Source organism: Micromonospora sp. DT178, from assembly GCF_049841695.1.
Taxonomy (GTDB): Bacteria; Actinomycetota; Actinomycetes; order Mycobacteriales; family Micromonosporaceae; genus Micromonospora.
In genome coordinates, this window is record NZ_JBNCKV010000002.1 from 483,214 (window position 1) to 507,196 (window position 23,983).

General features: G+C 71.7%; 22 protein-coding genes. 11 read left to right on the forward strand and 11 right to left on the reverse strand.

The window, feature by feature from the left end:
* Nucleotides 1-106 precede the first annotated feature (106 nt).
* From ACLQ22_RS06065 to ACLQ22_RS06080, 4 genes are read left to right on the forward strand one after another with little or no spacing between them, the layout of a single operon-like run.
* On the forward strand, nt 107-1,033 hold the full coding sequence (locus ACLQ22_RS06065) for an ABC transporter permease (protein ID WP_425691383.1): 927 nt from the start codon (nt 107-109) through the stop codon (nt 1,031-1,033).
* Complete coding sequence (locus ACLQ22_RS06070) at nt 1,026-2,003, forward strand: ABC transporter permease (protein WP_425691384.1); 978 nt, start codon at nt 1,026-1,028, stop codon at nt 2,001-2,003. The genes ACLQ22_RS06065 and ACLQ22_RS06070 overlap by 8 nt, the downstream gene beginning before the upstream one ends.
* Before the next feature lie 26 nt (nt 2,004-2,029).
* Complete coding sequence (locus ACLQ22_RS06075; RefSeq protein WP_425691480.1) at nt 2,030-3,052, forward strand: ABC transporter ATP-binding protein; 1,023 nt, start codon at nt 2,030-2,032, stop codon at nt 3,050-3,052.
* The gene (locus tag ACLQ22_RS06080) at nt 3,045-4,058 is read left to right on the forward strand and encodes an ABC transporter ATP-binding protein (protein WP_121399803.1); all 1,014 of its coding nucleotides are present in this window, start codon (nt 3,045-3,047) and stop codon (nt 4,056-4,058) included. The genes ACLQ22_RS06075 and ACLQ22_RS06080 overlap by 8 nt, the downstream gene beginning before the upstream one ends.
* A 237-nt stretch (nt 4,059-4,295) precedes the next feature.
* On the opposite strand, the gene ACLQ22_RS06085 is transcribed toward ACLQ22_RS06080, so the two are convergent.
* Both ACLQ22_RS06085 and ACLQ22_RS06090 read right to left on the reverse strand, forming a co-directional pair.
* Nucleotides 4,296-4,688 carry a chorismate mutase gene (locus ACLQ22_RS06085; RefSeq protein WP_425691385.1) on the reverse strand — a complete coding sequence of 131 codons (393 nt, stop codon included), beginning with the start codon at nt 4,686-4,688 and terminating at the stop codon, nt 4,296-4,298.
* A 268-nt stretch (nt 4,689-4,956) separates the two neighbouring features.
* Nucleotides 4,957-6,807 (reverse strand): bifunctional metallophosphatase/5'-nucleotidase, encoded by a 1,851-nt coding sequence (locus ACLQ22_RS06090; protein ID WP_425691386.1) that lies wholly within the window; start codon nt 6,805-6,807, stop codon nt 4,957-4,959.
* Nucleotides 6,808-7,027: 220 nt separating this feature from the next.
* Between ACLQ22_RS06090 and pcrA the strand changes: the two genes are divergently transcribed.
* Complete coding sequence (gene pcrA / locus ACLQ22_RS06095) at nt 7,028-9,433, forward strand: DNA helicase PcrA (protein WP_366639623.1); 2,406 nt, start codon at nt 7,028-7,030, stop codon at nt 9,431-9,433.
* A gap of 58 nt (nt 9,434-9,491) precedes the next feature.
* Here pcrA and ACLQ22_RS06100 read toward each other — a convergent pair whose 3' ends face one another.
* Nucleotides 9,492-10,250 carry a M23 family metallopeptidase gene (locus ACLQ22_RS06100; protein ID WP_425691387.1) on the reverse strand — a complete coding sequence of 253 codons (759 nt, stop codon included), beginning with the start codon at nt 10,248-10,250 and terminating at the stop codon, nt 9,492-9,494.
* Nucleotides 10,251-10,523: 273 nt separating this feature from the next.
* Complete coding sequence (locus ACLQ22_RS06105; RefSeq protein ID WP_425691388.1) at nt 10,524-11,240, reverse strand: M23 family metallopeptidase; 717 nt, start codon at nt 11,238-11,240, stop codon at nt 10,524-10,526.
* A gap of 431 nt (nt 11,241-11,671) precedes the next feature.
* On the opposite strand from ACLQ22_RS06105, the gene ACLQ22_RS06110 reads away from it, so the two are divergent.
* From ACLQ22_RS06110 to sucD, 3 genes are all read left to right on the forward strand, one after another.
* Nucleotides 11,672-12,076, forward strand: coding sequence for a cobalamin B12-binding domain-containing protein (locus ACLQ22_RS06110; RefSeq protein ID WP_101412721.1), 405 nt, complete (start codon nt 11,672-11,674; stop codon nt 12,074-12,076).
* 527 nt (nt 12,077-12,603) lie between these two features.
* Complete coding sequence (sucC, locus tag ACLQ22_RS06115; RefSeq protein WP_366639617.1) at nt 12,604-13,782, forward strand: ADP-forming succinate--CoA ligase subunit beta; 1,179 nt, start codon at nt 12,604-12,606, stop codon at nt 13,780-13,782.
* 2 nt (nt 13,783-13,784) lie between these two features.
* On the forward strand, nt 13,785-14,672 hold the full coding sequence (gene sucD, locus ACLQ22_RS06120) for a succinate--CoA ligase subunit alpha (protein WP_101412719.1): 888 nt from the start codon (nt 13,785-13,787) through the stop codon (nt 14,670-14,672).
* Nucleotides 14,673-14,743: 71 nt separating this feature from the next.
* On the opposite strand, the gene ACLQ22_RS06125 is transcribed toward sucD, so the two are convergent.
* The gene (locus ACLQ22_RS06125) at nt 14,744-15,010 is read right to left on the reverse strand and encodes a hypothetical protein (protein ID WP_121399795.1); all 267 of its coding nucleotides are present in this window, start codon (nt 15,008-15,010) and stop codon (nt 14,744-14,746) included.
* A 159-nt stretch (nt 15,011-15,169) separates the two neighbouring features.
* On the opposite strand from ACLQ22_RS06125, the gene ACLQ22_RS06130 reads away from it, so the two are divergent.
* On the forward strand, nt 15,170-16,444 hold the full coding sequence (locus ACLQ22_RS06130; protein WP_425691389.1) for a DUF6350 family protein: 1,275 nt from the start codon (nt 15,170-15,172) through the stop codon (nt 16,442-16,444).
* 60 nt (nt 16,445-16,504) lie between these two features.
* Here the strand turns inward: ACLQ22_RS06130 and ACLQ22_RS06135 are convergent, their stop codons facing one another.
* The gene (locus ACLQ22_RS06135) at nt 16,505-17,146 is read right to left on the reverse strand and encodes a DUF4190 domain-containing protein (protein ID WP_425691390.1); all 642 of its coding nucleotides are present in this window, start codon (nt 17,144-17,146) and stop codon (nt 16,505-16,507) included.
* 20 nt (nt 17,147-17,166) lie between these two features.
* The gene (locus ACLQ22_RS06140; protein ID WP_425691391.1) at nt 17,167-17,466 is read right to left on the reverse strand and encodes a CD225/dispanin family protein; all 300 of its coding nucleotides are present in this window, start codon (nt 17,464-17,466) and stop codon (nt 17,167-17,169) included.
* Nucleotides 17,467-17,648: 182 nt separating this feature from the next.
* Here ACLQ22_RS06140 and purN point away from each other — a divergent pair, with 182 nt between their 5' ends.
* Nucleotides 17,649-18,269, forward strand: coding sequence for a phosphoribosylglycinamide formyltransferase (purN, locus tag ACLQ22_RS06145; RefSeq protein WP_425691392.1), 621 nt, complete (start codon nt 17,649-17,651; stop codon nt 18,267-18,269).
* Entirely contained in the window at nt 18,266-19,837 is a 1,572-nt protein-coding gene (gene purH, locus ACLQ22_RS06150) for a bifunctional phosphoribosylaminoimidazolecarboxamide formyltransferase/IMP cyclohydrolase (RefSeq protein ID WP_425691393.1), read from the forward strand. Before purN ends, purH begins: the two co-directional genes overlap by 4 nt.
* Before the next feature lie 46 nt (nt 19,838-19,883).
* Here purH and ACLQ22_RS06155 read toward each other — a convergent pair whose 3' ends face one another.
* The 4 genes from ACLQ22_RS06155 to ACLQ22_RS06170 form a co-directional block, all read right to left on the reverse strand.
* The gene (locus ACLQ22_RS06155) at nt 19,884-20,912 is read right to left on the reverse strand and encodes an ABC transporter ATP-binding protein (RefSeq protein ID WP_425691394.1); all 1,029 of its coding nucleotides are present in this window, start codon (nt 20,910-20,912) and stop codon (nt 19,884-19,886) included.
* Nucleotides 20,896-21,933 carry an ABC transporter ATP-binding protein gene (locus tag ACLQ22_RS06160; protein WP_425691395.1) on the reverse strand — a complete coding sequence of 346 codons (1,038 nt, stop codon included), beginning with the start codon at nt 21,931-21,933 and terminating at the stop codon, nt 20,896-20,898. Before ACLQ22_RS06160 ends, ACLQ22_RS06155 begins: the two co-directional genes overlap by 17 nt.
* A 34-nt stretch (nt 21,934-21,967) precedes the next feature.
* The gene (locus ACLQ22_RS06165) at nt 21,968-22,924 is read right to left on the reverse strand and encodes an ABC transporter permease (protein WP_121399787.1); all 957 of its coding nucleotides are present in this window, start codon (nt 22,922-22,924) and stop codon (nt 21,968-21,970) included.
* A 96-nt stretch (nt 22,925-23,020) separates the two neighbouring features.
* A complete protein-coding gene (locus ACLQ22_RS06170; protein ID WP_121399786.1) occupies nt 23,021-23,959 on the reverse strand; it encodes an ABC transporter permease in 939 nt (312 codons plus the stop codon).
* Nucleotides 23,960-23,983: the final 24 nt, after the last annotated feature.

A 23,983-nucleotide genomic window follows, 5' to 3' on the forward strand; every position in this document is an offset into this window, starting at 1 on the left:
CCGACCCGGGCCGTTCCGTGAGGTTGGTGTCACCACACCGCCTCGCCACGTCTGTCATCCCCGTGTCGGCCGTCCGACGCGCGCCCCCTGTCTGGAGGACCACCCCATGGGCCGTTATCTGTTGAGACGGCTGCTCCAACTCATCCCGGTCTTCATCGGGACGACGTTCCTGATCTACTGGCTCGTGTGGTCGGTGCCCGGTGACCCGTTCGCGGGCAAGTGTGGCGAGCGTCCCTGCCCCGACAGCTTCGTCAACATGATGACCGAGAAGTTCAAGCTCGACGAGCCGCTCATCGTGCAGTACGGCAACTACATGAAGAACCTCTTCCAGGGCGACTTCGGGCAGACGTTCGGCGGCCGGGAGATCGGTGACATCATCGCCACGGCGTACCCGAACACCCTGAAGCTGGCCCTGGTGGCGCTGGCCATCGAGGCGGTCATCGGACTCACCGCGGGCGTGCTGACCGGCCTGCGCCGCAACGGCTTCCTGGACAACCTGGTCCTGGTCTCCAGCCTCTTCCTGATCGCCCTGCCGATCTTCGTCATCGGCTTCGTGGCCCAGTGGCTGCTCGGCGTGCAGTGGGGCATCGTCAAGCCGACGGTCTCCAGCGAGATGCGGCTCTCCGAGCTGATCGTGCCCGGCTTCGTCCTGGGCAGCGCCTCGATGGCGTACATCGCCCGGTTGGCCCGCACGAGCATCGCGGAGAACCGGCGGGCCGACTACGTGCGTACCGCGATCGCCAAGGGTCTGCCGATGCGTCGGGTGGTCGGGATCCACCTGCTGCGTAACTCGCTCATCCCGGTGGTGACGCTGCTCGGGACCGACCTCGGCGCCCTGATGGGCGGCGCGATCGTCACCGAGGGCATCTTCCAGGTCAACGGAATCGGCCGACAGGTCTACCGCGCGATCATCACCAAGGAGAGCGCTACCGTTGTCTCCATCGTGGTGGTCCTGGTGCTCGTCTACCTGCTGATGAACCTGCTGGTCGACCTGCTCTACGCCGCCCTGGACCCGAGGATCCGCTATGAGTGACCCGAGTGCCGCCTCGATCGTCAGCACGCCGCCCGCGCAGGCCCCCGACGAGATCGGCGCGCCGACCAACGCGGGCCTGCCGGAGAACGCCCGCAAGGAGAAGCCGCGCGGTCTGCTCGGCGACGCCTGGCGCGACCTGCGCCGCAAGCCGCTGTTCTGGATCTCCGCGGGGTTCATCGTCCTCTTCATGCTGATGACCGCGTTCCCCTCGCTGTTCACCTCCGGCGACCCGGAGAACGGCAACCTGCAGAACAGCCTCGTCGGCCCCTCGTCGGAGGCATGGTTCGGCTACGACTTCCAGGGCCGCGACGTCTTCGCCCGGGTGATCTACGGTGCCCGCGCGTCGATCGTGGTCTCCCTCATCTCCGTGCTCGGCGTGCTGGTCTTCGGTGGCGCGATGGGGATCGTGGCGGGCTACCGGGGCGGCTGGGTGGACGCACTGCTCTCCCGCATCGCCGACGTCTTCTTCGGGCTGCCGTTCGTGCTGGGTGCCATCGTCATCCTGACGACCTTCAACGGGTCGGGCACGAGCAACAGCAAGGCCGAGATCATGGCCCTGGTGAGCATCTCGCTGATCGTGCTGGGCTGGCCGGTCGTGATGCGGCTGATGCGCTCCTCGGTGCTGGCCACCAAGGAGGCGGACTACATCGTCGCCGCCCGCGCGCTGGGTGCCGGCACCGGCCGGATCATCCTCAAGCACCTGCTGCCGAACTGCCTCGCGCCGCTGCTGGTCTACGGGACGATCCTGGTCGGCTCGTACATCGGCGCCGAGGCGACGCTGTCCTTCCTGGGCGTCGGCCTGAAGAGCCCGGTGGTCTCCTGGGGCATCATGATCAACGAGGCGCAGAACCTCCTCCGCGTCGCGCCCTACCTGCTCTTCTTCCCCGCCGCGTTCCTCGTCGCCGCCGTACTGAGCTTCGTGATGCTCGGTGAGGCGGTCCGCGAGGCCCTCGATCCGAAACTCCGCTAGGGGAGATTCAGTTGTCCGACATTCTGGTGTCCGAGCAGTCCGCGGCCGGCGCGTCCGGCCGCCCCTCGGGCAGGTTGCTCGAGGTGGACGACCTCCGGGTGGAGTTCCGAACCCGGGACGGCGTCGCCAAGGTCATCAACGGGGTCACGTACCACGTCGACGCGGGGGAGACCCTCGCCGTGCTCGGCGAGTCCGGCTCCGGTAAGAGCGTCACCGCGCAGACCATCATGGGCATCCTCGACACGCCGCCCGGCTTCGTCACCGGCGGTCAGGTCCGCTTCCAGGGCAAGGACATGCTCGGCATGTCCTTCGAGGAGCGGCGCCGCATCCGCGGCGAGGGCATCGCGATGATCTTCCAGGACGCGCTCTCGGCGCTGAACCCGGTCTTCACCGTCGGGTTCCAGATCGCCGAGCAGTTCCGGGTGCGGCGCGGGATGAGCCGCTCCGACGCCAAGAAGCGCGCGATCGAGATGCTCGACCAGGTCAAGATCCCGAACGCCAAGGGCCGGTTCAGCAGCTACCCGCACCAGTTCTCGGGCGGCATGCGGCAGCGCGCGATGATCGCGATGTCGCTCGCCCTGGACCCGGAGGTGCTGATCGCCGACGAGCCGACCACCGCGCTCGACGTGACGGTGCAGGCACAGATCATGGACCTGCTCGCCGAACTCCAGCGCGAGCGGCAGATGGGCTTGATCCTGATCACCCACGACCTCGGCGTGGTTGCCGACGTCGCGGACCGGATCGCGGTCATGTACGCGGGCCGGATCGTCGAGGAAGCCAACGTCTACGACCTGTACGCCAAGCCGGCGCACCCGTACACGATCGGGCTGATCAACTCGATCCCGCGGCTCGACGAGAAGGGGCAGCAGCTCCGGACGATCAAGGGCCTCCCGCCGAACCTCATGAACATCCCGCCGGGCTGCCCGTTCAACCCGCGCTGCCCCATGGCGCAGCCGGTCTGCCGGGAGAAGGTCCCGCCGCTGCTGCAGGTCGGCGCCGGCCGGGCCAGCGCCTGCCACTTCGCCGAGGAGCTGGTGAACCGTGACTGAGAACATCCTCGAGGTCCGTGACCTGGTCAAGCACTATCCCGTGACCCGGGGCGTGGTGTTCAAGAAGACCATCGGTCACGTCAAGGCGGTCGACGGGGTCTCCTTCGACCTCAAGGCCGGCGAGACCCTGGGTGTGGTCGGCGAGTCGGGTTGCGGCAAGTCGACGCTGGCCCGGGTCCTGATGAACCTGGAGAAGCCGACCGGCGGCAGCGTCCACTACAAGGGCCAGGACATCTCCAAGCTGTCCGGCCCGGCGCTGCGTCGGCTGCGTCGGCAGATCCAGCTGGTGATGCAGGACCCGTACACCTCGCTGAACCCGCGGATGACGGTCGGCGACCTGATCGGCGAGCCGTTCGAGATCCACCCGGAGGTGGCGCCGAAGGGCAGCCGCCGGGACAAGGTCAAGGAACTGCTCGACCTGGTGGGCCTCAACCCGGAGCACATCCACCGGTACCCGCACCAGTTCTCCGGCGGGCAGCGGCAGCGCATCGGCATCGCCCGCGCGCTGGCCCTGCGGCCCGAGATCATCGTTTGCGACGAGCCGGTCAGCGCCCTGGACGTGTCGATCCAGGCGCAGGTGATGAACCTGCTGGAGAAGCTCCAGAACGAGCTCAGCCTGTCGTACATCTTCATCGCGCACGACCTGTCGGTGGTCCGGCACCTGTCGGACCGGGTCGCGGTGATGTACCTCGGCAAGATCGCCGAGATCGGCAGCGAGGACGAGATCTACGAGCGGCCGACCCACCCGTACACCCAGGCGCTGCTCTCGGCCGTGCCGGTGCCGGACCCGACCGTGCGGGACAACAAGGCGATCATCCGCCTCACCGGTGACGTGCCGTCGCCGGTCAGCCCGCCGTCGGGCTGCCGGTTCCGGACCCGGTGCTGGAAGGCGCAGGACGTCTGCGCCGAGCAGGTCCCGCTGTTGGAGATCCGCAAGGGCTCGGACCACCCGAGCGCCTGCCACTTCGCGGAGAAGCGCGAGATCGTGCAGACGCACGAGGCGTGACCCCCACGGAACCGCCTGCCGACGTCATCGCGACGACGGCAGGCGGTTCCGTCGTTTCCGGGGGCCGGGACGACCCGCCCCGGCCCCGTCCGCACAGGGGGCCGTTGGCCGGCCCCCGGCCGCACAGGGGGCCGTTGCCGGGCCCCCGTCCGCGCAGGGCGCCGTTGGCCGGCGTACGCCGGCCAGGGCCGCCCGTTGCCGGCGCCCGCGCGCAGGGGACCGTCGCCGGCGTACGCCTCACAGGGGGCCGCGGCCGGCGCGGAGCAGCAGCAGCGCGAGCTGCGTGCCGTCGGCGCCGAGGGCGTCCCGGAAGCGCTCCAGGATCTCCCGCTCCCGGGACAGCACCAGCCGGGTGCCGCCGGAGGCCATCCGGGTCACCCCGACCTCCTGGGAGAGCCGGGCCCGTTCCTGCCACAGCTCGATCAGCGCCCGGTCGATCTCGTCGATCCGCTCCCGGATCTCGACGATCCGGGCGGCCGCGGTCGGCTCCGGGGTGCCGGTGCGCGCCTCCGGCTTGGCGTCGTCGGCGCCTCCCGGCGCGTCGACCGGGGACCCGGAGGCACCGGGGCCGGGCCGGCCCGCCTCGGGTCGCGTCAGGCTGCCGTTGGACTCCACCACGTCTGTCATCATCGGGTACCCCTCGCCGTCAGGTGCCCGGTGCCCGGATCCCGGGACGGAGAAAGCCCCGGGCTCCAGGAGCCCGGGGCTTTCTCGTAGGTCTGATTGATCAGGCGCGACCTACGGCTGCCGGACTCCCGGTGCCGTAGTAAAAGTAGAAGCGCTGACCGAACATGTCGTCGAGTATGCCGACCCCCGACCGGCCCGCGCAAGGATTCGGCGTAACCCGTGCCCGGACGGGCGGTCCCGGTGCCGTCGTGACGCCGGGACCGCCCGCGCCTCAGCCGAGGCGGGTGATCCGGTCGGCGGGTCCGGGGGCGACCGGAGCGCCGGCGCCCAGGTGGGCGATGAGCGCGTCGACGTCGAAGCCGGGGGCGGTGGCCCGGTCCGTGCCGGCCCGCAACTCGGTGAAGCCGTCCCCGCCGTTGGCCAGGAAGTCGTTCGTGGTGACCCGGTAGCTCGCGGCCGGGTCGACCGGCGCGCCGTCGAACGCCAGGGCGCTCACCCGCGAGCCCACCGGGGCGGTGCTGTCGTAGGAGTAGGTCAGCCCGGCCGAGACCTGGAGGATGCGCTGGGTGGTCTGCCCGTTGAAGCCCACGAACTGCTGCTCGAGCACGTTGCGCAACTGCGCGCCGGTGAGGGTCTGGGTGACCACCAGGTTGTTGAACGGCTGGACGGTGAACGCCTCGCCGTAGGTGATCTCGCCAGGGTCCTCGTCGCCGGGGGAGGCCGCGTACGACAGGGAAGCCCTGATGCCGCCCGGGTTCATCAGCGCGATCTGCGCCCCGTTCGCGCGGGTGTACGCGAGCTGCGCGTCGGCGATCACGTCACCGAGCGGGCTCTCCCCGCTGGGGCGGGTGTCGCGGACGATGTCGGCCGAGATCCGGCCCACCACCCGGTTGGCGATGGGCGCGACGGCCGCGCGGTACTTGTCGGCCAGCGCCTTGGCGCCCGGGTCCACCAGGTCGGGGTTGCGCACGTACGTTCCCGGCGCGCTCTCCTGCCAGCTGCCGTCCGGGTTGCGTACGCCGTTCTCGACCACCACGTTGCGGGCGGAGATGCCGGTGAACCGGCCGGTGCGCCGGTCCAGCGAGTAGTCCACGTCGGTGATCAGCTGGCCGTTGTTGCCGGCGCTGGTGACCACGCTGCGCGCGCCCGAGGAGTTCGGCAGGGAGCAGGAGTAGAAGCGGTGGGTGTGGCCGGAGACGACCAGCCCGAACTCCGGCCGCAGGCCGCGGACGATGTCCACGATCGGGCCGGAGAAGTTGGCGCAGTCCGAGACGCCGGGCGTGGCAGGCGGCGCCGACTGGGCACCGCCCTCGTGCACCAGCAGCACCATGGCCTTGACGCCGAAGAGCTTCAGCAGGCCGCCCCACTTGTTGGCGGTCGCCACCTCGTCGGTGAACTTCACGGAGGCGATGCCGGCCGGGTTGACGATGCCCGGGGTGCCCTCCAGGGTCACGCCGACGAAGCCGACCGGCACGCCGCCGACGAACCGCACGTCGACCGGGGGGAGGATCGGCAGGCCGGTCTTCCTGCTGACGGTGTTGGCGGCCAGGTACGTGAACTTCGCGCCGGCGAAGCCGTCCCCGTCCTGGCAGCCGTCGACCGGGTGGCAGCCGCCCTTGTTGATCCGGATCAGCTCGTCGACGCCCTCGTCGAACTCGTGGTTGCCGACGGAGCTGACGTCCAGGCCGATCTCGTCCATCAGCTCGATGGTCGGCTCGTCGTGGAAGGCGGCGCTGACGAGCGGGGTGGCGCCGATCAGGTCGCCGGCCCCGACGGTGGTCGTGGTCCGCCCCTCGGCCCTGGCCTCGGCGCGCAGCTTCTTCAGCCAGGTGGCGAGGTACTCCACGCCGCCGGCGGGGGTGCCGTTGACCGCCGCGCCGCTGCCGCCGGGCGGGTCGATGGCGCCGTGGAAGTCGTTGTAGCTCAGGAAGTTGCCCTTGACCTCGCCGCCGGTCGGGGCGGCGTAGGAGACCGCGACGGGGGTGAGGCCGGCCCCACGGTCGTCGGCGGGGTCCGGCGCGGGCCGGGAAGCGGGGGACAGCGTGGCGACGACGGCCAACGCGAGGGTGGGCGCGGCGAGGTGGCGCAGCACCGCCCGACCGCGCGAACGCGGCTGAGTCATGGTCGTTCTCCCAGTCGTGTACGGGGGAGGAGCCGGATTTTCACCGTCATCGTTCTGCATGGGGGACGGCGGCACCAGACGCGACAGGGTGACATCTTCGTCTCGACGGAGGTGCGGAGGGACCTTTCCGCGCATCCCGGGGGGACGCGGGGCCGGCTCGGACGAGCCGACGGTGCGCGGCGGGGGAAGTGTCCGCCCGGCGGCATAGACTCGCCGTGCGATGCATCCTCTCTTCGACATCCCCGCGTCCCCGCCCGCGCCGGCGCCCGCCCCGACCTCGCCGCACCGGCCCAGGTCGGCGGCCGTCCACCTCGATCCGCAGGCCCTGGTCGAGGGCCTCAACGGGCCGCAGCGCGACGCCGTCACCCATGCCGGCTCGCCGCTGCTGATCGTGGCCGGTGCCGGCTCGGGCAAGACCCGGGTGCTCACCCACCGGATCGCCTACCTGCTGGCCGCCCGGGACGTGCACCCCGGCGAGATCATCGCGATCACCTTCACCAACAAGGCCGCCGGCGAGATGAAGGAGCGGGTCGCCCACCTGGTGGGTCCCCGCGCCCGCCTGATGTGGGTGTCGACGTTCCACTCCGCCTGCGTGCGCATCCTGCGGGCCGAGCACGAGCACGCCGGGCTGAAGTCGACCTTCTCCATCTACGACGCGGACGACTCCCGCCGGCTGATGCAGATGGTCGCCAGGGAGCTGGACCTCGACCCGAAGCGCTACCCGGCGCGCGGGCTGGCCGCCCAGGTCTCCAACCTGAAGAACGAGCTGGTCGACCCCGAGGAGTTCGCGGGCCGGGCCAAGGGCCCCAACGAGCGGGCGCTGGCGGAGGCCTACACGCTCTACCAGCGGCGGCTGCGCGAGGCGCACGCGCTGGACTTCGACGACCTGATCATGACGACGGTGCACCTGCTCCAGTCCCACCCGCACGTCGCGGAGAGCTACCGTCGGCGGTTCCGGCACGTGCTGGTGGACGAATACCAGGACACCAACCACGCCCAGTACACGCTGATCAAGGAGCTGGTCTCCGGCACGGAGGGGATCGAGCCGGCGGAGCTCTGCGTGGTCGGTGACGCCGACCAGTCGATCTACGCGTTCCGGGGCGCCACGATCCGCAACATCCTGGAGTTCGAGCGCGACTTCAGCGACGCCCGGACGATCCTGCTGGAGCAGAACTACCGCTCCACCCAGACCATCCTCAACGCGGCCAACGCGGTGATCGACCGGAACACCTCGCGCAAGCCGAAGCGGCTGTGGAGCGAGGCGGGTGCCGGCGAGCCGATCGTCGGCTACGTGGCCGACACCGAGCACGCCGAGGCCGACTGGGTGGCCCGCGAGATCGACCGGCTGGTCGACGCCGACGAGACCCGCCCCGGCGACGTGGCCGTCTTCTACCGCACCAACGCCCAGTCCCGGGTCTTCGAGGAGGTGTTCATCCGGGTCGGCCTGCCCTACAAGGTGGTCGGCGGGGTGCGCTTCTACGAGCGCAAGGAGGTCCGCGACGCGCTGGCCTACCTGCGCGCGGTGGTCAACGACGACGACACGGTCAGCCTGCGCCGGATCCTCAACACCCCCCGCCGGGGCATCGGCGACCGCGCCGAGGCGTGCGTGGAGGCGCTGTCCAGCCGGGACCGGGTCTCCTTCGGGGCGGCGCTGCGCCGGGCGAAGGACGCCCCGGGCATCTCCACCCGGGCGGCCAACGGCATCGCCGACTTTGTCGCCCTGCTCGACGGCGCCCGCGAGCTGGCCGAGACGGGCACCCCGGAGGAGGTGCTGGAGGCGCTGCTGACCCGCTCGGGCTACCTCACCGAGCTGGAGGAGAGCCTCGACCCGCAGGACGCGGGGCGGGTCGACAACCTCCAGGAGCTGGTCAGCGTCGCCCGGGAGTACACCGAGCGGATCGAGGCGATCGGCGAGGAGGGGGAGCGGGCGACCCTCGCCGGCTTCCTGGAGCAGGTCGCGCTGGTCGCCGACGCCGACCAGGTCCCCACGGACGACCCGGACCACCAGGGCGTGGTCACCCTGATGACGCTGCACACCGCGAAGGGCCTGGAGTTCCCGGTGGTCTTCCTGACCGGCCTGGAGGACGGCGTCTTCCCGCACCTGCGCTCGCTGGGCGACAGCCGGGAGCTGGAGGAGGAGCGCCGGCTGGCGTACGTCGGCATCACCCGGGCCCGCCAGCGCCTCTACCTCTCCCGGGCGGTCACCCGCTCGGCGTGGGGGCAGCCGGCCTACAACCCGCCGTCGCGGTTCCTGGAGGAGCTGCCGCCAGAGCTGGTCCGCTGGGAGCGCACCGAGGGGTCGTACACCTCGTGGGCCGGCGGGGGCGGCGGCGTGGGCGGCCGCGCGGACCGCGTGCCCGGCGGGCGTGTGGGCTTTAACGGCGGTACGCCCAAGGCGGCCCAGCTGGCGAAGCGGCTGGGGGTCGACGCCAGCCGCCTGACCACGGCGAGCGAGCTGCCGCAGGGGCCGAAGGTGTCCGCCGGCGACCGGGTCAACCACCAGCGCTACGGCCTGGGCCGGGTGCTCGCCGTCGAGGGGCACGGCCCGGGAGCGCGGGCGCAGATCGACTTCGGCGACCAGACGATGTGGCTGGTGCTCCGGCACGCCCCGATCGACAAGCTCTGAGACCGGCTCGGCCCGGCCCGGCGGCGCGCCGGACCGGGCCGTTTCCGGTGGCTGTGGGTCAGCAGGCCACGTCGATGCCCCGGGCGCGCAGGAAGGGCGCGGGGTCGATCTGGTTCCACATCTGACCCTGGTGCACCTCGAAGTGCAGGTGCGGGCCGGTGGAGTCGCCGGTGGACCCCTCCAGGCCGATGGTCTGCCCGGCGGCGACCTTCTCACCCACGCCCACCTTGGTGGTGCTCAGGTGGGCGTAGTGGGTCAGGTAGCCGTTGCCGTGGTCGACGAAGACGGAGATGCCGTACCCGTCGCCGACGTCGCCGGCCTTGGTGACGGTGCCGCCGAAGGCCGCGCGGACCGGGGTGCCGGCGGGCAGCGCGAAGTCGATGCCGGCGTGCTGGGTGCCCCAGCGCGGGCCGTAGCAGGAGGTGATCGCCGCTCCCTTCATCGGGATGACCCAACTGGGCTTCGGCTTGCTGGTCTTCTTCGGCTTCGGCTTGGCGGTGGTCGCCTTCGGGCTGGGCTTCGCCGACGGGCTGGCCTTCGTCGGGCTGGGCGTCGGGCTCGCCGAGGGGGTGGCCGGGGCGGTCGTGGACCGGGTGGAGCGGTCGGCGCGGTCGGCGGTTTCCGCGCGGGCCTGCGTGTCGACGGCGGCGGCCGGTACTGCGGGTTCGTCGTTCCCGTTGGCCGCGAACGCCGCTCCGCCGAGGCCGAGGCCGGCCAGGGCCGCCGCGGCGATGATCACGCGGGTGCGGCCGCCGATGCGCCTCCGGTGCCGGACGGGGGCGTCGGGGGTGTTCTCGTTCCGAATGTCTTCCTGCACGGCGGACCTTCACTGATCGAGGGGGCACTTGACCTCGAAATACTGGTGTCGACACGCGGCGTGACGGGTAGTGGGACGGAGTCTCGACGGACCGGCGACGGCCGACGCCGCCCGGTGCGTCCCCGTTCGGGGTTTTCGATCGCAAAAGTGATCATGCATGGCGATGGCGCCGGTCACAGTCGCTCCTGTGACCCGGCTCACTTTGGCTGGCGGCGGCAGACGAAAAACCGCCCGGATCGGCAGATCCGGGCGGTCAACGGGCGATGCGCAGCGTCAGGACGCGGCTACCTCGCTGTAGTACGCCTCGACTTGTAGCTTGATGTCCACTCCGCGCTCCTGGAGCCACGGCACCGGGTCGAGCGGCTCGCCCTTGACATGCACCTCGAGGTGCAGGTGGGAGCCGTAGGAGTGGCCGGTGTTGCCCACGAGGCCGAGCTGGTCGCCCGCCTTCACCTGCTGCCCCTCCTTGACGCTCAGCGCGGAGGAGTGGCCGTAGATCGCCTCGCTGCCGTCGGGGTGTTGGACGATCACGGTGTGGCCGTAGCCGCCGAACCAGCCGGCCTTGGTGACGGTGCCGCCGTGGATGGCGACGTAGGGCGTGCCCTCGGGGGCGACCAGGTCGACGCCCGTGTGCAGCTTGCCCCAGCGCATCCCGTAGGGCGAGTTGAACTCGTAGCCCTGGAGGGGGAGCAGCCAGACCTCGGACTCGGCGGACTGGTCGCCTCCGGCGCGGTCGCTGTCGCGGCTGGCGCGGTCGGCGTTGTCACCACGGGCCGCGACGTCCTGGTTGACGGCCGAGGCAGCCTTGAGCTCGTCGAGGACCGACGGGTTGACGCTCTTGGCGTCCGGCAGGGCGCCCGCGCCGATCGCGACGATGCCGGCGCCGACGAACGCGGTGGTGACGACCGCTGCGTAGCGGCTACGCGGGGGAGTGGGTACGCGGCGGCGACCGCGATATCGATCGGGCTCAGACGACAGGCGCTGGCGCACGCACACCCTCCGTTGTCGGGGATCCGAAGCGGCTTCCTCGACGCCCGTGAAGCTCGGGTGAACGTCGGCTGGCCGCGTCGTCACCCGTCCGTGGACCTGATGACAACCGTGGACACGTTAGCCAACCACCAGTCCCGTCACAAGCCGAAGCGCCGAATTGCTGCCGCGTTCTGTCCCTTTGCGTCCATGATTGTCATGGCTCGTACCCCTCGAACGGTGCCCCCCTAACTGCCCGTTCGTCGCGCAGGGTGACCGAACGGCGGAGTCGTCCGGCTTGACGCGGGGGGTCGCCGCGGTCCGCCGTACGGGTGCCGACGGGAACCCGGCGCGGCCCGCGTGCCGTGAGGTTCGCCGCCCGGATTTCCCGGGCAGGGGCGGGCGGGTTACCGTTCGTTCAGTGAAGCCGCGGAGCCGGTGAAAGGGATGCGCTGATGAGCTCTCGTGTTCGGGTCGTCGTCGCCAAGCCGGGCCTGGACGGCCACGACCGTGGCGCAAAGGTCGTCGCGCGTGCCCTGCGGGATGCCGGCATGGAGGTCATCTACACCGGCCTGCACCAGACCCCGGAACAGATCGTGGAGACCGCGATCCAGGAGGACGCCGACGCGGTCGGGCTCTCCGTGCTGTCCGGGGCGCACATGACGCTGTTCCGGCGGGTGGTGGAGTTGCTCGGTGAGCGCGACGCCCGCGACATCGTCGTGTTCGGCGGCGGCATCATTCCCGACGCCGACATTCCGGAGCTTCAGCGGATCGGGGTCGCCAAGATCTTCACGCCGGGCGCGACGACCCAGTCGATCGTCGAGTGGGTCCGGCAGAACGTCGCCCAGCCGGTCGCCTGACGGCGGTCGCGGATCCGGGTCGGCCGCCTGACGGCGGTCGCAGGCCCGGTCCGGTCGCCTGACGGCGGTCGCGGTCCGGCTCGGTCGCCTGACGGCGGTCGCGGCATCGGGGCCGGTCGGTGGCCGGATCCGGGCAGGGGGAGGGGCCGGACGCACCCCTCACACGTCCGGCCCCTCTATGCACGATGCCCCGCCGCCACCCCTCGACCGACAGGGCATCGGCCGCTCCCGTCGCCGCGCTGTATCAGCGCTCCGACACCTGACTCAACGACGCCCCCACGGAGGGGTTACGCGCCCCCGGCAACATCGCCCGGACGGCTGACATCGGGCCGAAGTCGCGGAAAGGCCGCGCGACGCCGCCGATTGTGCATTACCACACAACGTGCACCCGCTCGGTTGCCGGCGGTGTCCACCTCGCTAGGCTGCGCCCAATGGCCTGTTTCGAGTGATGACAGGCGTCAAACTGTTTTCCATACGCTGGTGGCGGCGCGACGGCGCGCCGCGGAGACGGGACGGGACGCGCAAACGTGGACCTGTACGAGTACCAGGGGCGGGACCTGTTCGAGCGGCACGGCTTGCCCGTGCTCGCCGGCGGCGTCGCCACGACCCCGGAGGAGGCCCGCGCGATCGCCGAACGCCTCGGCGGTCGGGTGGTCGTCAAGGCGCAGGTGAAGGTCGGTGGCCGAGGCAAGGCCGGCGGCGTGAAGCTGGCCGAGGGCGCCGAGGAGACGGTGGCCCGCGCCACCGACATCCTCGGCATGGACATCAAGGGCCACACCGTCCACAAGGTCATGATCACGGTGACCGCGGACGTGGCCGAGGAGTACTACTTCTCCTACCTGCTCGACCGGGCGAACCGCACCTTCCTCTGCATCGCCAGCGTCGCCGGCGGCATGGACATCGAGCAGGTGGCCGCCGAGACCCCGGAGAAGGTCGTCAAGGCCCCGATCGACGCCAACACCGGCGTCGACGAGGCGAAGGCGCGCGAGATCGTCGCCGCCGCGAACTTCCCGGCCGAGGTCGCCGACCAGGTCGTCGAGGCCGCCGTGGGGCTGTGGAAGGCCTTCGTCGCCGAGGACGCCACGCTGGTCGAGGTGAACCCGCTGGCCAAGACCGGCGACGGCAAGCTGCTGCTGCTCGACGCCAAGATCACCCTCGACGAGAACGCCGCGTTCCGGCACCCGGACCACGAGGCGCTGGTCGACCAGGCCGCGGTGGACCCGCTGGAGCAGGCCGCCAAGGAGAAGGACCTCAACTACGTCAAGCTCGACGGCGAGGTCGGGATCATCGGCAACGGCGCCGGCCTGGTCATGTCGACCCTCGACGTGGTCGCGTACGCCGGTGAGCGGCACGGCGGCGTCAAGCCGGCCAACTTCCTCGACATCGGCGGTGGCGCGAGCGCCGCCGTCATGGCGAACGGACTGGAGATCGTCCTCTCCGACCCGTCGGTGAAGAGCGTCTTCGTCAACGTCTTCGGCGGCATCACCGCCTGCGACGAGGTCGCCAACGGCATCGTGCAGGCGCTGGCCCTGCTCGAGCAGCGCGGCGAGCAGGTCACCAAGCCGCTGGTCGTCCGCCTCGACGGCAACAACGCCGAGGCCGGCCGGGCGATCCTCGACGGCGCGAACAACCCGCTGGTCCAGCGGGTCGACACGATGGATGGCGCGGCCGAGCGGGCCGCCGAGCTGGCGGCTGCGGGGGTCTGACAATGGCTATCTGGCTGACCAAGGACTCGAAGGTCATCGTCCAGGGGATGACCGGTTCCGAGGGTTCCAAGCACACCCGGCGGATGCTCGCCGCGGGCACCAACGTCGTCGGCGGCGTCAACCCGCGCAAGGCGGGCCAGACGGTCGACTTCGACGGCACCGAGCTGCCGGTCTTCGCCAGCGTCGCGGACGCGATGGCGCAGACCGGTGCGGACGTGACCGTCATCTTCGTGCCGCCGCAGTTCACCAAGGGCGCGGTCGTCGAGGCGATCGACGCCGGGATCGACCTGGCCGTGGTGATCACCGAGGGCGTGCCGGTGCACGACACCGCCGCGTTCTGGGCGTACAACGTGGCCAAGGGGGAGCGGACCCGGATCATCGGTCCGAACTGCCCGGGCATCGCCTCGCCGGGCGCCTCCAACGCCGGCATCATCCCGGCCGACATCACCGGCACCGGCCGCATCGGCCTGGTCAGCAAGAGCGGCACGCTGACCTACCAGATGATGTACGAGCTGCGTGACATCGGCTTCTCGACCTGCGTCGGCATCGGCGGTGACCCGATCATCGGCACCACCCACATCGACGCGCTCGCCGCGTTCGAGGCCGACCCGGACACCGACGCGATCGTCATGATCGGTGAGATCGGCGGCGACGCCGAGGAGCGGGCCGCCGAGTTCATCAAGGCGAACGTGACCAAGCCGGTGGTCGGCTACATCGCCGGCTTCACCGCGCCGCCCGGCAAGACCATGGGGCACGCCGGTGCGATCATCTCCGGCTCGGCGGGCACCGCCGACGCCAAGAAGAACGCGCTGGAGGCGGTCGGCGTCAAGGTCGGCAAGACCCCGACCGAGACCGCCAAGCTCATGCGGGAGATCATGTCCGCGGGCTGAGCCAGACCGACGTACGACCGGAGGGCCGACCGTTCGCGGTCGGCCCTCCGGTCGTCGTGGCGCGGGCGGCCTCAGTCGTTGTAGAGCGGGTAGTTGCCGCCGGCCCAGAGGATGCCGCTGCCGATGATGTTGAGCACGCCGAACGCGATCGCCAGGTAGCCGAGCACGGGCGACTGGCCGAAGCGCTTGGCGTCCCGGATCGACAGGTAACCGAAGACGATCCCCAGGATGCCGCAGCAGAGCAGGCCGAGGATGATGCCGAGCACGCCCCAGAGGACCGTGCGGTCGCTACCGGCCGCGGACGGTGCGGGCGGGGGCGGCGGATACGGAGTGTTCACGGCTCTCCTCCGGACGTCGGTGCCGCGACCCTACAGTCGCGTCCCTGCGCCCGAGGCTAGACCGGATCGGGGGCCGGAGATGGTGGATCACGGAACTCGTCGCCGCTGCGGGGCGGTATCGGACTGCCACCGCCGGCCCGGCATGCCAGAGTAGACGCGATGTCCTCCGTCACCCCTGATCAGCCCAGCCGTCCCGGCGCCGACGTCGGCCCCGGCGCCCGGCCGGCCGCGCCCGTCGGGCCGAGCCGGCGGGTGCCCGCACCGCGCGCCGGCGAGCCGCGCCGCAGCCGCGCCCCGCTCGTCGTCGCCGCCGGGGTCGCCGCCGGGTGGGCGGCGCTCACCTCCTGGCTGCCGGTCGTGGTCGTGCTCTGGCTGTTCCAGCTCAGCGAGGGTGCCGCCTCCGTGCCGGGCGCGCTGCGCGCCGGGCTGGCCGGCTGGCTGCTCGGGCACGGCGTGCCGCTGGACACCGCCGCCGGCCCGCTCGGGCTGGCCCCGCTGGCGTTGACCGCGCTGGTGGTCTGGCGGCTGACCCGGGCGGGCGTGCACGCCAGCCGGGCCATCGGCGCGCGGGGCGGCCGCTCACCCCGGCAGGCACTCCTCGCCGCCGGCGCGGTCGGCGTCGCGTACGCGCTGCTCGGGGTGCTCGGCGCGGTGCTGGTCGGCGCGTCACCGGTCCGCGCCGGCCTCACCCTGGTGGTGCTCGGCACGCTCGCGGCCCTGGTGGGCTCGGTCCGGACCACGCGCGTGGCCGGGCTGCTCGCCGCGCGGTCCCCGGAGTCGCTGCGCGACGGGATCCGCACCGGGCTCGTCGCCGGGCTGCTGCTGTTCGGCGCGGGGGCCGGTGCGGCGGGGCTCGCCGTGGCCACCGGGGGCGGGGACGCCGCCGACCTGATCGGGGCCTACCGCACCGGGGTCGCCGGCCAGGCCGGGATCACGCTGGTCAGTCTCGCCTACGCGCCCAACGCGACGGTCTGGTCGGTCAGCTACCTGCTCGGCCCGGGTTTCGCCGTCGGCACCGACACGGCGGTACGCACCAGCGAGGTCTCCGTGGGGGCGCTGCCGGCCGTACCGCTGCTGGCCGGGCTGCCGCGCGGGCCGGTCGACGGGCTCGGCGCCGGGCTGCTCGCGGTGCCGGTCCTCGCCGGGATGGCCGCGGGTTGGCTGCTGGCCCGCCGGCTGCTCCGGCTCGCCGCCGACGACCGGGCGCCGCTGCGCTGGGGGCCGCTGCTCGGGGCGGCGGCGCTCGCCGGTCCGGTGGCCGGTCTGCTGCTGGGCGCCGCCGCGGCCGCCTCCGCCGGATCGCTGGGCGGCGGCCGGCTGGCCCAGGTGGGGCCCGTCGCCTGGCAGGTGGCGGCGGTGGCGACCGCGGTCGTCACGGTCGGGGCGCTGATCGGCGCCGCCGCGACCCGGGTGCTCTCCCGCGCGCCCCGCTGAGGGCCGTCAGACGCCGAAGGGGCGCCCCGGACGAGCCGGGACGCCCCTGTCGCATGGCGGTCAGGGCTGGTTGGGCAGCGTGAAGCTGAAGCCCAGCAGGATGACCTGGAGCAGGCCGAGCACGACGCCGATGGCGCCGCAGATCAGGCCGGCGAGGGCCTGACCGTTGTTGTCGGCCAGCCCCTGGGCGGCCTTCTGCTTGCCCATCCACCCGGTCACCAGCGCACCGATGCCCAGCGGGATGCCGAGGTAGCAGCAGACCAGCGGGATCGAGGCGATGCCGAGGATCATGGACACCAGACCGAGGGTGTTCTGCTGCTGCCCCGGCCCCTTCGCGGCGAACCCCGCGTTGGGGTACATGGGCGGCTGCGGGTACGCCTGCTGGCCGTACGGGTCCTGGTACGGCTGCTGCCCGTACGGCTGACCCGGCGCCGGCTGCCCGTAGGGCTGGCCGGAGGTGGGCGGCTGCCCGTAGGGCTGGCCCGAGGTCGGCGGCTGGCCGTAGGGGTCCTGCTGGCCGTACGGGTTCTGCTGGCCGTACGGGTCCTGCGGCGCGGCGTACGGGTCCTGCGGCTGCCCGGAGACGGGCTGCTGACCGTACGGCGCCGCCGGCGGCGGGGCGTACGGGTCGTGGTGCGGCGCGGTCGGATCCTGGTGCGGCTGCTGGCCGTACGGATCCTGTCCGGGGTAACCGGGCTGCATGCGACTCCTCGTCCGATCTGTCAGTAGCTGCTGGTGGAGGTGCTGCCGCCCATCACACCGGCGAGCCCACCGAGCAGGCAGCACACCAGCACGATCACGTACCAGCTGATGCCGACGATGAGCGCCCACTTGGACCACTTCTTCGACTCGGCGGCGGCGGCCTGGGCCCCGGCGTAGTCACCCTGCTGGAGCAGCGGGTTCACCTTGGAGGCGTTCATGATCGCCGGGATGGCCAGCGGCCAGAAGAGGAAGATGGCGACGATCGACATCGTCATGTTGTTGTTGACCTGCGGCTGCTGCGGCTGGTATCCGGGCTGCATCTCGGCGTACTCCTCATTCCACTCGACACCCCCGCGGGGCGTCGGATCACTGACGGGTGCGGGCCGGACGCGCGCCGGGCCCGAGCGACCGGCAGCGTACCTGGTCCGGACCATTCACGTCGTCGGTGAATGTCGCAATGCCCAGCGGATGGACCGGCCGGCACGCCCGATAGGGTGGCCCGGTGACCGAGCCCGCGTCCGTCGCCCGCATCGTCGTCCTCGTCTCCGGCTCCGGGAGCAACCTCCAGGCCCTGCTCGATGCGAGCGTCGATCCGGCGTACGGGGCCCGGGTGGTGGCCGTCGGCGCCGACCGGGACGGCATCGCGGGTCTGGACCGGGCCGCCGCGGCCGGCGTGCCGACCTTCGTCGAGCGGGTCGCCGACCACCCCACCCGCGAGGACTGGGACGCCGTGCTGACCGCCCGCGTCGCCGAGCACCGGCCCGACCTGGTCGTCTCCGCCGGTTTCCTCAAGCTGGTCGGCCCGCACTTCCTGGCCGCCTTCGGCGACCGCTACCTGAACACGCACAACACCCTGCTGCCGGCGTTCCCCGGCATCCACGGCCCGCGCGACGCCCTCGCCTACGGCGTGAAGGTCACCGGGGCCACGCTCTTCTTCGTCGACGCCGGTATGGACACCGGCCCGATCGTCGCGCAGGTCGCCGTGCCGGTGCACGACGACGACGACGTCGAGACGCTCACCGAGCGCATCAAGGAAGCCGAGCGGCGCCAGCTCGTCGAGCAGGTGGGCCGCCTGGTCCGTGAAGGTTGGACGATCACCGGAAGAAAGGTCACGGTCCCGTGAGTTCCACTGAGGACGAACGCCGCCCGATCAGGCGGGCGCTGGTCAGCGTCTACGACAAGACCGGCCTGGTCGAGCTGGCCCGGGCGCTGCACACGGCCGGGGTGGAGATCGTCTCGACCGGCAGCACGGCCTCGGCCATCGCCGGCGCGGGGGTGCCGGTGACCCCGGTGGAGACGGTGACCGGCTTCCCGGAGATCCTCGACGGGCGGGTCAAGACGTTGCACCCGAAGGTGCACGGCGGGCTCCTCGCCGACCTGCGCAAGGACTCCCACGTCGCCCAGCTCGACGAGCACGGCATCGCGGGGATCGACCTGCTGGTGTCCAATCTCTACCCGTTCCAGGCCACGGTCGCCTCCGGCGCCGGCGTCGAGGAGTGCGTGGAGCAGATCGACATCGGCGGTCCGGCGATGGTCCGGGCGGCCGCCAAGAACCACGCCTCGGTCGCCGTGGTGACCGACCCGGCCGCGTACCCGGCGCTGCTCGCCGCGCTCGGCGAGGGCGGCTTCACGCTGGCCCAGCGGCGCGTGCTGGCCGCCCGCGCCTTCGCCGTCATCGCCGAGTACGACGTGGCGGTGGCCGAGTGGTGCGCCGCCACGCTCGCGCCCGAGGAGGACGGCTGGCCGGACTTCGCCGGGCTGTCGCTGCGCCGCTCGGCGGTGCTGCGCTACGGCGAGAACCCGCACCAGCCGGCGGCGCTCTACGTCGACCCGTCCAGCCCGGCCGGGCTCGCCCAGGCCGAGCAGCTGCACGGCAAGGAGATGTCCTACAACAACTACGTCGACGCCGACGCGGCGTGGCGGGCGGCCAACGACTTCGCCGGGCAGCCGGCGGTGGCGATCATCAAGCACGCCAACCCGTGCGGCATCGCGGTCGGCGCCGACGTGGCCGAGGCGCACCGCAAGGCGCACGCCTGCGACCCGGTGTCCGCGTACGGCGGGGTGATCGCGGTCAACCGGCCGGTCTCGGTCGAGCTGGCCCGGCAGGTCTCGGAGATCTTCACCGAGGTGCTGGTGGCACCCGGGTTCGACGAGGGCGCGGTGGAGATCCTCCAGGGCAAGAAGAACATCCGGCTGCTGCACGCGCCGGCCTTCGACCCGCTGCCGGCGGAGTGGCGGCAGGTCACCGGCGGCGTACTGGTCCAGATGGCCGACCGGATCGACGCCGAGGGCGACGACCCGGCCAACTGGCGGCTCGCCACCGGTGCGGCCGCCGACGAGGCGACCCTGCGTGACCTGGCCTTCGCCTGGCGGGCGGTGCGCGCGGTGAAGAGCAACGCGATCCTGCTGGCCAAGGACGGCGCGACCGTCGGCGTCGGGATGGGCCAGGTCAACCGGGTCGACTCGGCGCAGCTCGCGGTCGCCCGCGCCGGGGCGGACCGGGCACGTGGTTCGGTCTGCGCCTCGGACGCGTTCTTCCCGTTCGCCGACGGCCCGAAGATCCTCATCGACGCCGGCGTCCGCGCGATCGTGCAGCCGGGCGGCTCGATCCGGGACGAGGAAGTGATCGCCGCCTGCAAGGAGGCCGGCATCACCATGTACCTGACGGCCACCCGCCACTTCTTCCACTGACCCCAGCCCTCTCCTTCCACCCGCCCCGCGGGAAGGGCGGAGGGGGTCAGGGGGTGGGGCGGAGTTCGGCGAAGTGGCAGGCCGAGGGGTGCGGGTCCGCCGCGCGGAGGACCGCGTAGGGCTCCTGGGTGGCGCAGACCTCCTGGGCCTTCCAGCAACGGGTGCGGAAGTGGCAGCCGCTCGGCGGGTCGGCCGGGCTCGGCACGTCGCCGGTGAGCCGGATCATGGTGCGCCGGTCGCGGGCCTCCGGGTCCGGCACCGGCACGGCCGAGAGCAGCGCCTGGGTGTACGGATGGGTGGCGCGCTCGTAGATCTCGTCCTCGGTACCGATCTCCACGATCTTGCCGAGGTACATGACCGCGACCCGGTCGGAGATGTGCCGAACCACCGACAGGTCGTGCGCGATGAAGACGTACGACAGGCCGAACTCGTCCTGGAGCTTCTCCAGCAGGTTGATCACCTGGGCCTGGATCGACACGTCCAGGGCGCTGACCGGCTCGTCGCAGACGATGATCTCGGGCCGCAGGGCGAGCGCGCGGGCGATGCCGATGCGCTGGCGCTGGCCACCGGAGAACTGGTGCGGGTACCGGTTGATGTGCTCCGGGTTCAGGCCGACCACGTCGAGCAGCTCCCGTACCCGGGTCCGCCGGCTGCCCTTCGGCGCGGCGTCCGGGTGGATCTCGAACGGCTCGCCGATGATGTCGCCCACCGTCATCCGCGGGTTCAGCGAGGTGTACGGGTCCTGCATCACCATCTGCATGTTGCGCCGCAGCCGGCGCAGCTCGGCACCGGAGGCGGAGAACAGGTCCCTGCCCTCCAGGGTGGCCCGGCCCGCGGTCGGCGTCTCCAGCCGCATCAGCAGCCGGGCCAGCGTCGACTTGCCGCAGCCCGACTCGCCGACCACCCCGAGGGTCTCGCCGCGGCGCAGCTCGAAGCTGACCCCGTCGACGGCCTTGACGGCGCCGACCTGCTTCTGGAAGAGCACGCCCCGGCGGATCGGGAAGTGCTTGACCACGTTGTCGACGGCGAGGATCGTCTCGCCGCGCACCTTGGTCGGGCTAGCGGGCGCTGTCATCACGGACCTCCTGGGCGAAGTGGCACGCGCTGGTCCGGCCGTCGCCCAGGACCAGGTCGTGCGGCACCACGTCGACGCAGACCTGCTGCACGTACGGGCACCGGGGGTGGAAGGGGCAGCCGGACGGGATCCGCATCAGGTTGGGCGGCAGCCCCTTGATCGTGGAGAGCTCCTGACCCCGTACGTCCAGCCGCGGGATCGACTCCAGCAGCCCCTTGGTGTACGGGTGGGCCGGCGCCCGGTACAGCGAGCGGACGTCGGCGTGTTCGACGATCCGGCCGGCGTACATGACGGCGATCCGGTCCGCGACGTCGGCGACCACGCCGAGGTCGTGCGTGATCAGGATCATCGCCATGTCGAGGTCGCGGCGCAGGTCGGCCAGCAGGTCCATGATCTGGGCCTGCACGGTGACGTCCAGGGCCGTGGTCGGCTCGTCGGCGATCAGCACCTTCGGGTCCATGGCCAGCGCCATCGCGATCATGACGCGCTGCCGCATGCCGCCGGAGAACTGGTGCGGATAGTCGCCGATGCGGCCGGCGGCGCCGGGAATCCGCACCAGGTCCATCAGCTCGACGACCCGGGCGCGGGCATCCGCCTTGGACATGCCCTCGCGCTGGCGCAGCGTCTCGCCGATCTGCCAGCCCACCGGGAAGACCGGGTTCAGCGCGGAGAGGGCGTCCTGGAAGATCATCGCGATCTCCTTGCCGCGCACCTGCCGGCGCTGCTCCTCCGGCAGCTTCAGCAGGTCCCGCCCCTGGTAGCGGACCTCGCCGGAGCGGATCACGGCCGGGGGAGTGTCGAGGATGCCCATGATCGCCTGGGCGGTGACCGACTTGCCGGAGCCCGATTCGCCGAGCACGGCGAGCGTCTCTCCGGGATCCAGGTGGTACGAGACCCCGTTGATCACCTTGGCCACGCCCTCGCCGGTGCGGAACTCGACGTGCAGGTCCCGTACGTCCAGCAGGTGCCCGCCCTCGGGCGTCGGGGAGGCCGGCGTGGGTCGGACGGCGGACTGGCTCACGGTCCTGCCTTTCGCTCGTGACGGGTGGGTGGGGTCAGCGCAGCTTCGGGTCGAAGGCGTCGCGGATCGCGTCGCCGAGCATGATGAACGCCAGCACGGTCAGCGCGAGGAAGACCGAGGGGACCAGCAGGGGGGTTGCCGACTCCCGCATGTGCACCCGGCCGGCGTCGATGTCGATGCCCCAGGAGATGGTCGGCGCCTTCAGCCCGATGCCGAGGAAGCTCAGCGTCGCCTCGGCGGCGATGAACGAGCCGAGGGCGATGGTCAGCACCACGATCGCCGGGGCGAGCGCGTTGGGCAGGATGTGCCGCAGCATGATCCGGCCGTCGCCGGCGCCCAGCATCCGGGCCGCCGCGACGTAGTCCTGCTCCTTGGCGGTGATCACCGAGGAGCGGACGACGCGGGCGGCGGTGGTCCAGCCGAGGATCGCCAGCACGAAGATGACCGCGCCGATCCGGACCGCCGAGCTGTCGCTGTTGACCCGCTTGAGCAGCACGATCGCGGCGAGCAGGAGCGGGATGCCGAGGACGATGTCGATCACCCGGGAGAGCACCGCGTCGACCCAGCGGCCGAAGTAGCCGGCCAGCATCCCCACGGCGAGCGCGATCAGGCCGGTGAGCAGCGCGGAGAGCGCGCCGACCAGCAGCGACGCGCGGGCGCCGTACACCGCCCGGGCGTACGTGTCGCAGCCCTGGAAGTCGTACCCGAAGATCGCCCCGCCGGACGGGCCGGCGTGCTGGCGGGCCAGCACGCAGTCGCGCGGGTCGTTGGCGGTGAACAGCCCGGGCACGGCGGCCATGGCGGCGACCAGCACCACCAGGGCGAGGCTGACCCAGAAGATCGGCTTGCGGCGCAGGTCGCGCCAGGCGTCGCCGGCCAGGCTGCGGGGCTTCTGCGGTACGCCGACCTGGTTCGGGGCGCCGGGCTCACCCGACGGCCCCCGCCGCGCGGCCTGGTTTTCGCTCGCGGCGACGGTCTCGAAGTCACTCATGCCCGCACCTCGCTGCGCGCTGTCGGCGCTTCCCCTCGCTGCGCTCCGGGGCGCGCCGAGCCGCGAAACACTGCGCTGCCGATTCGTTCGCTGCGCTCACTCATAGCGGATCCTCGGGTCGAGTACGGCGTACAGGACGTCCACCACCAGGTTGGAGACGAGGTAGACCACGACGAGCACGCTGACGATGCCCACCACCAGGGGGCCGTCCTCGGTGCGGATGCCGCGGAAGAGGTTGAAGCCGACGCCGGGGATGTTGAACACGCCCTCGGTGATGATCGCGCCGCTCATCAGGTTGCCCAGCTCGACGCCCAGGAAGGTGACCACCGGGATGAGCGAGTTGCGCAGCACGTGGACGCTGACGATCCGGCGTTTGACGAGGCCCTTCGACCGGGCGGTGCGGACGTAGTCGGCGCGCAGGTTCTCGGCCACGGACGTCCGGGTCAGCCGCAGCGCGGTGGCCAGCGAGAGCGAGCCGAGCACGATGCCCGGCAGCAGCAGCGCGTACAGGTCCGGGTCGGCGCCGGCGGTGGCCGGGAAGAGCTGCCACTTGACGCCGAGGAGGTACTGCGCCAGCGGCGCGAGCACGATCGTCGGGATGCCGAGCACCAGCAGGGTCAGCAGTAGGGTCGAGTTGTCGAAGATGCTGGCCCGCCGGATGCCGGCGAGCACGCCCGCGGTGACGCCGAAGAGAATGGTGACCGCCATGGCGATCAGCGCCAGCTTGACCGTGACCGGCCAGGCGGCGGCCAGGATGTCGCCGATCGAGCGTCCGGTGAGGGACTGCCCGAGGTCACCCTGGAGCAGGTTCTTGAGGTAGTCGAAGTACCGGTAGAAGAAGCCGCCGACCCCGGTCCGGTCGAGGTGGAACTTCTCCGTCAGGTATGCCCGCTGCGCGGCCGTGACCGGGCGTTCGCCGGCCAGCGCCTGGATGGGGTCGCCCTGGCCGGCGAACATCAGCGCGTAGACGATCAGCGTGGTCCCGAAGAACGCGAGGACCATCTGGAGCAGACGCCGCAGAACGAAGCGGAACATACTTGGCAGTCTCTCTGAAAAAGG

What these genes read in the sequence shown, in the direction of transcription:
- ACLQ22_RS06065 (WP_425691383.1), top strand. Translation starts at nt 107, where the DNA reads ATGGGCCGTTATCTGTTGAGACGGCTGCTCCAACTCATCCCGGTCTTC.
- ACLQ22_RS06070 (WP_425691384.1), top strand. Translation starts at nt 1,026, where the DNA reads ATGAGTGACCCGAGTGCCGCCTCGATCGTCAGCACGCCGCCCGCGCAG.
- ACLQ22_RS06085 (WP_425691385.1), bottom strand. Translation starts at nt 4,688, where the DNA reads ATGATGACAGACGTGGTGGAGTCCAACGGCAGCCTGACGCGACCCGAG.
- ACLQ22_RS06090 (WP_425691386.1), bottom strand. Translation starts at nt 6,807, where the DNA reads ATGACTCAGCCGCGTTCGCGCGGTCGGGCGGTGCTGCGCCACCTCGCC.
- pcrA (WP_366639623.1), top strand. Translation starts at nt 7,028, where the DNA reads ATGCATCCTCTCTTCGACATCCCCGCGTCCCCGCCCGCGCCGGCGCCC.
- ACLQ22_RS06110 (WP_101412721.1), top strand. Translation starts at nt 11,672, where the DNA reads ATGAGCTCTCGTGTTCGGGTCGTCGTCGCCAAGCCGGGCCTGGACGGC.
- sucD (WP_101412719.1), top strand. Translation starts at nt 13,785, where the DNA reads ATGGCTATCTGGCTGACCAAGGACTCGAAGGTCATCGTCCAGGGGATG.
- ACLQ22_RS06130 (WP_425691389.1), top strand. Translation starts at nt 15,170, where the DNA reads ATGTCCTCCGTCACCCCTGATCAGCCCAGCCGTCCCGGCGCCGACGTC.
- ACLQ22_RS06135 (WP_425691390.1), bottom strand. Translation starts at nt 17,146, where the DNA reads ATGCAGCCCGGTTACCCCGGACAGGATCCGTACGGCCAGCAGCCGCAC.
- ACLQ22_RS06140 (WP_425691391.1), bottom strand. Translation starts at nt 17,466, where the DNA reads ATGCAGCCCGGATACCAGCCGCAGCAGCCGCAGGTCAACAACAACATG.
- ACLQ22_RS06155 (WP_425691394.1), bottom strand. Translation starts at nt 20,912, where the DNA reads ATGACAGCGCCCGCTAGCCCGACCAAGGTGCGCGGCGAGACGATCCTC.
- ACLQ22_RS06165 (WP_121399787.1), bottom strand. Translation starts at nt 22,924, where the DNA reads ATGAGTGACTTCGAGACCGTCGCCGCGAGCGAAAACCAGGCCGCGCGG.
- ACLQ22_RS06170 (WP_121399786.1), bottom strand. Translation starts at nt 23,959, where the DNA reads ATGTTCCGCTTCGTTCTGCGGCGTCTGCTCCAGATGGTCCTCGCGTTC.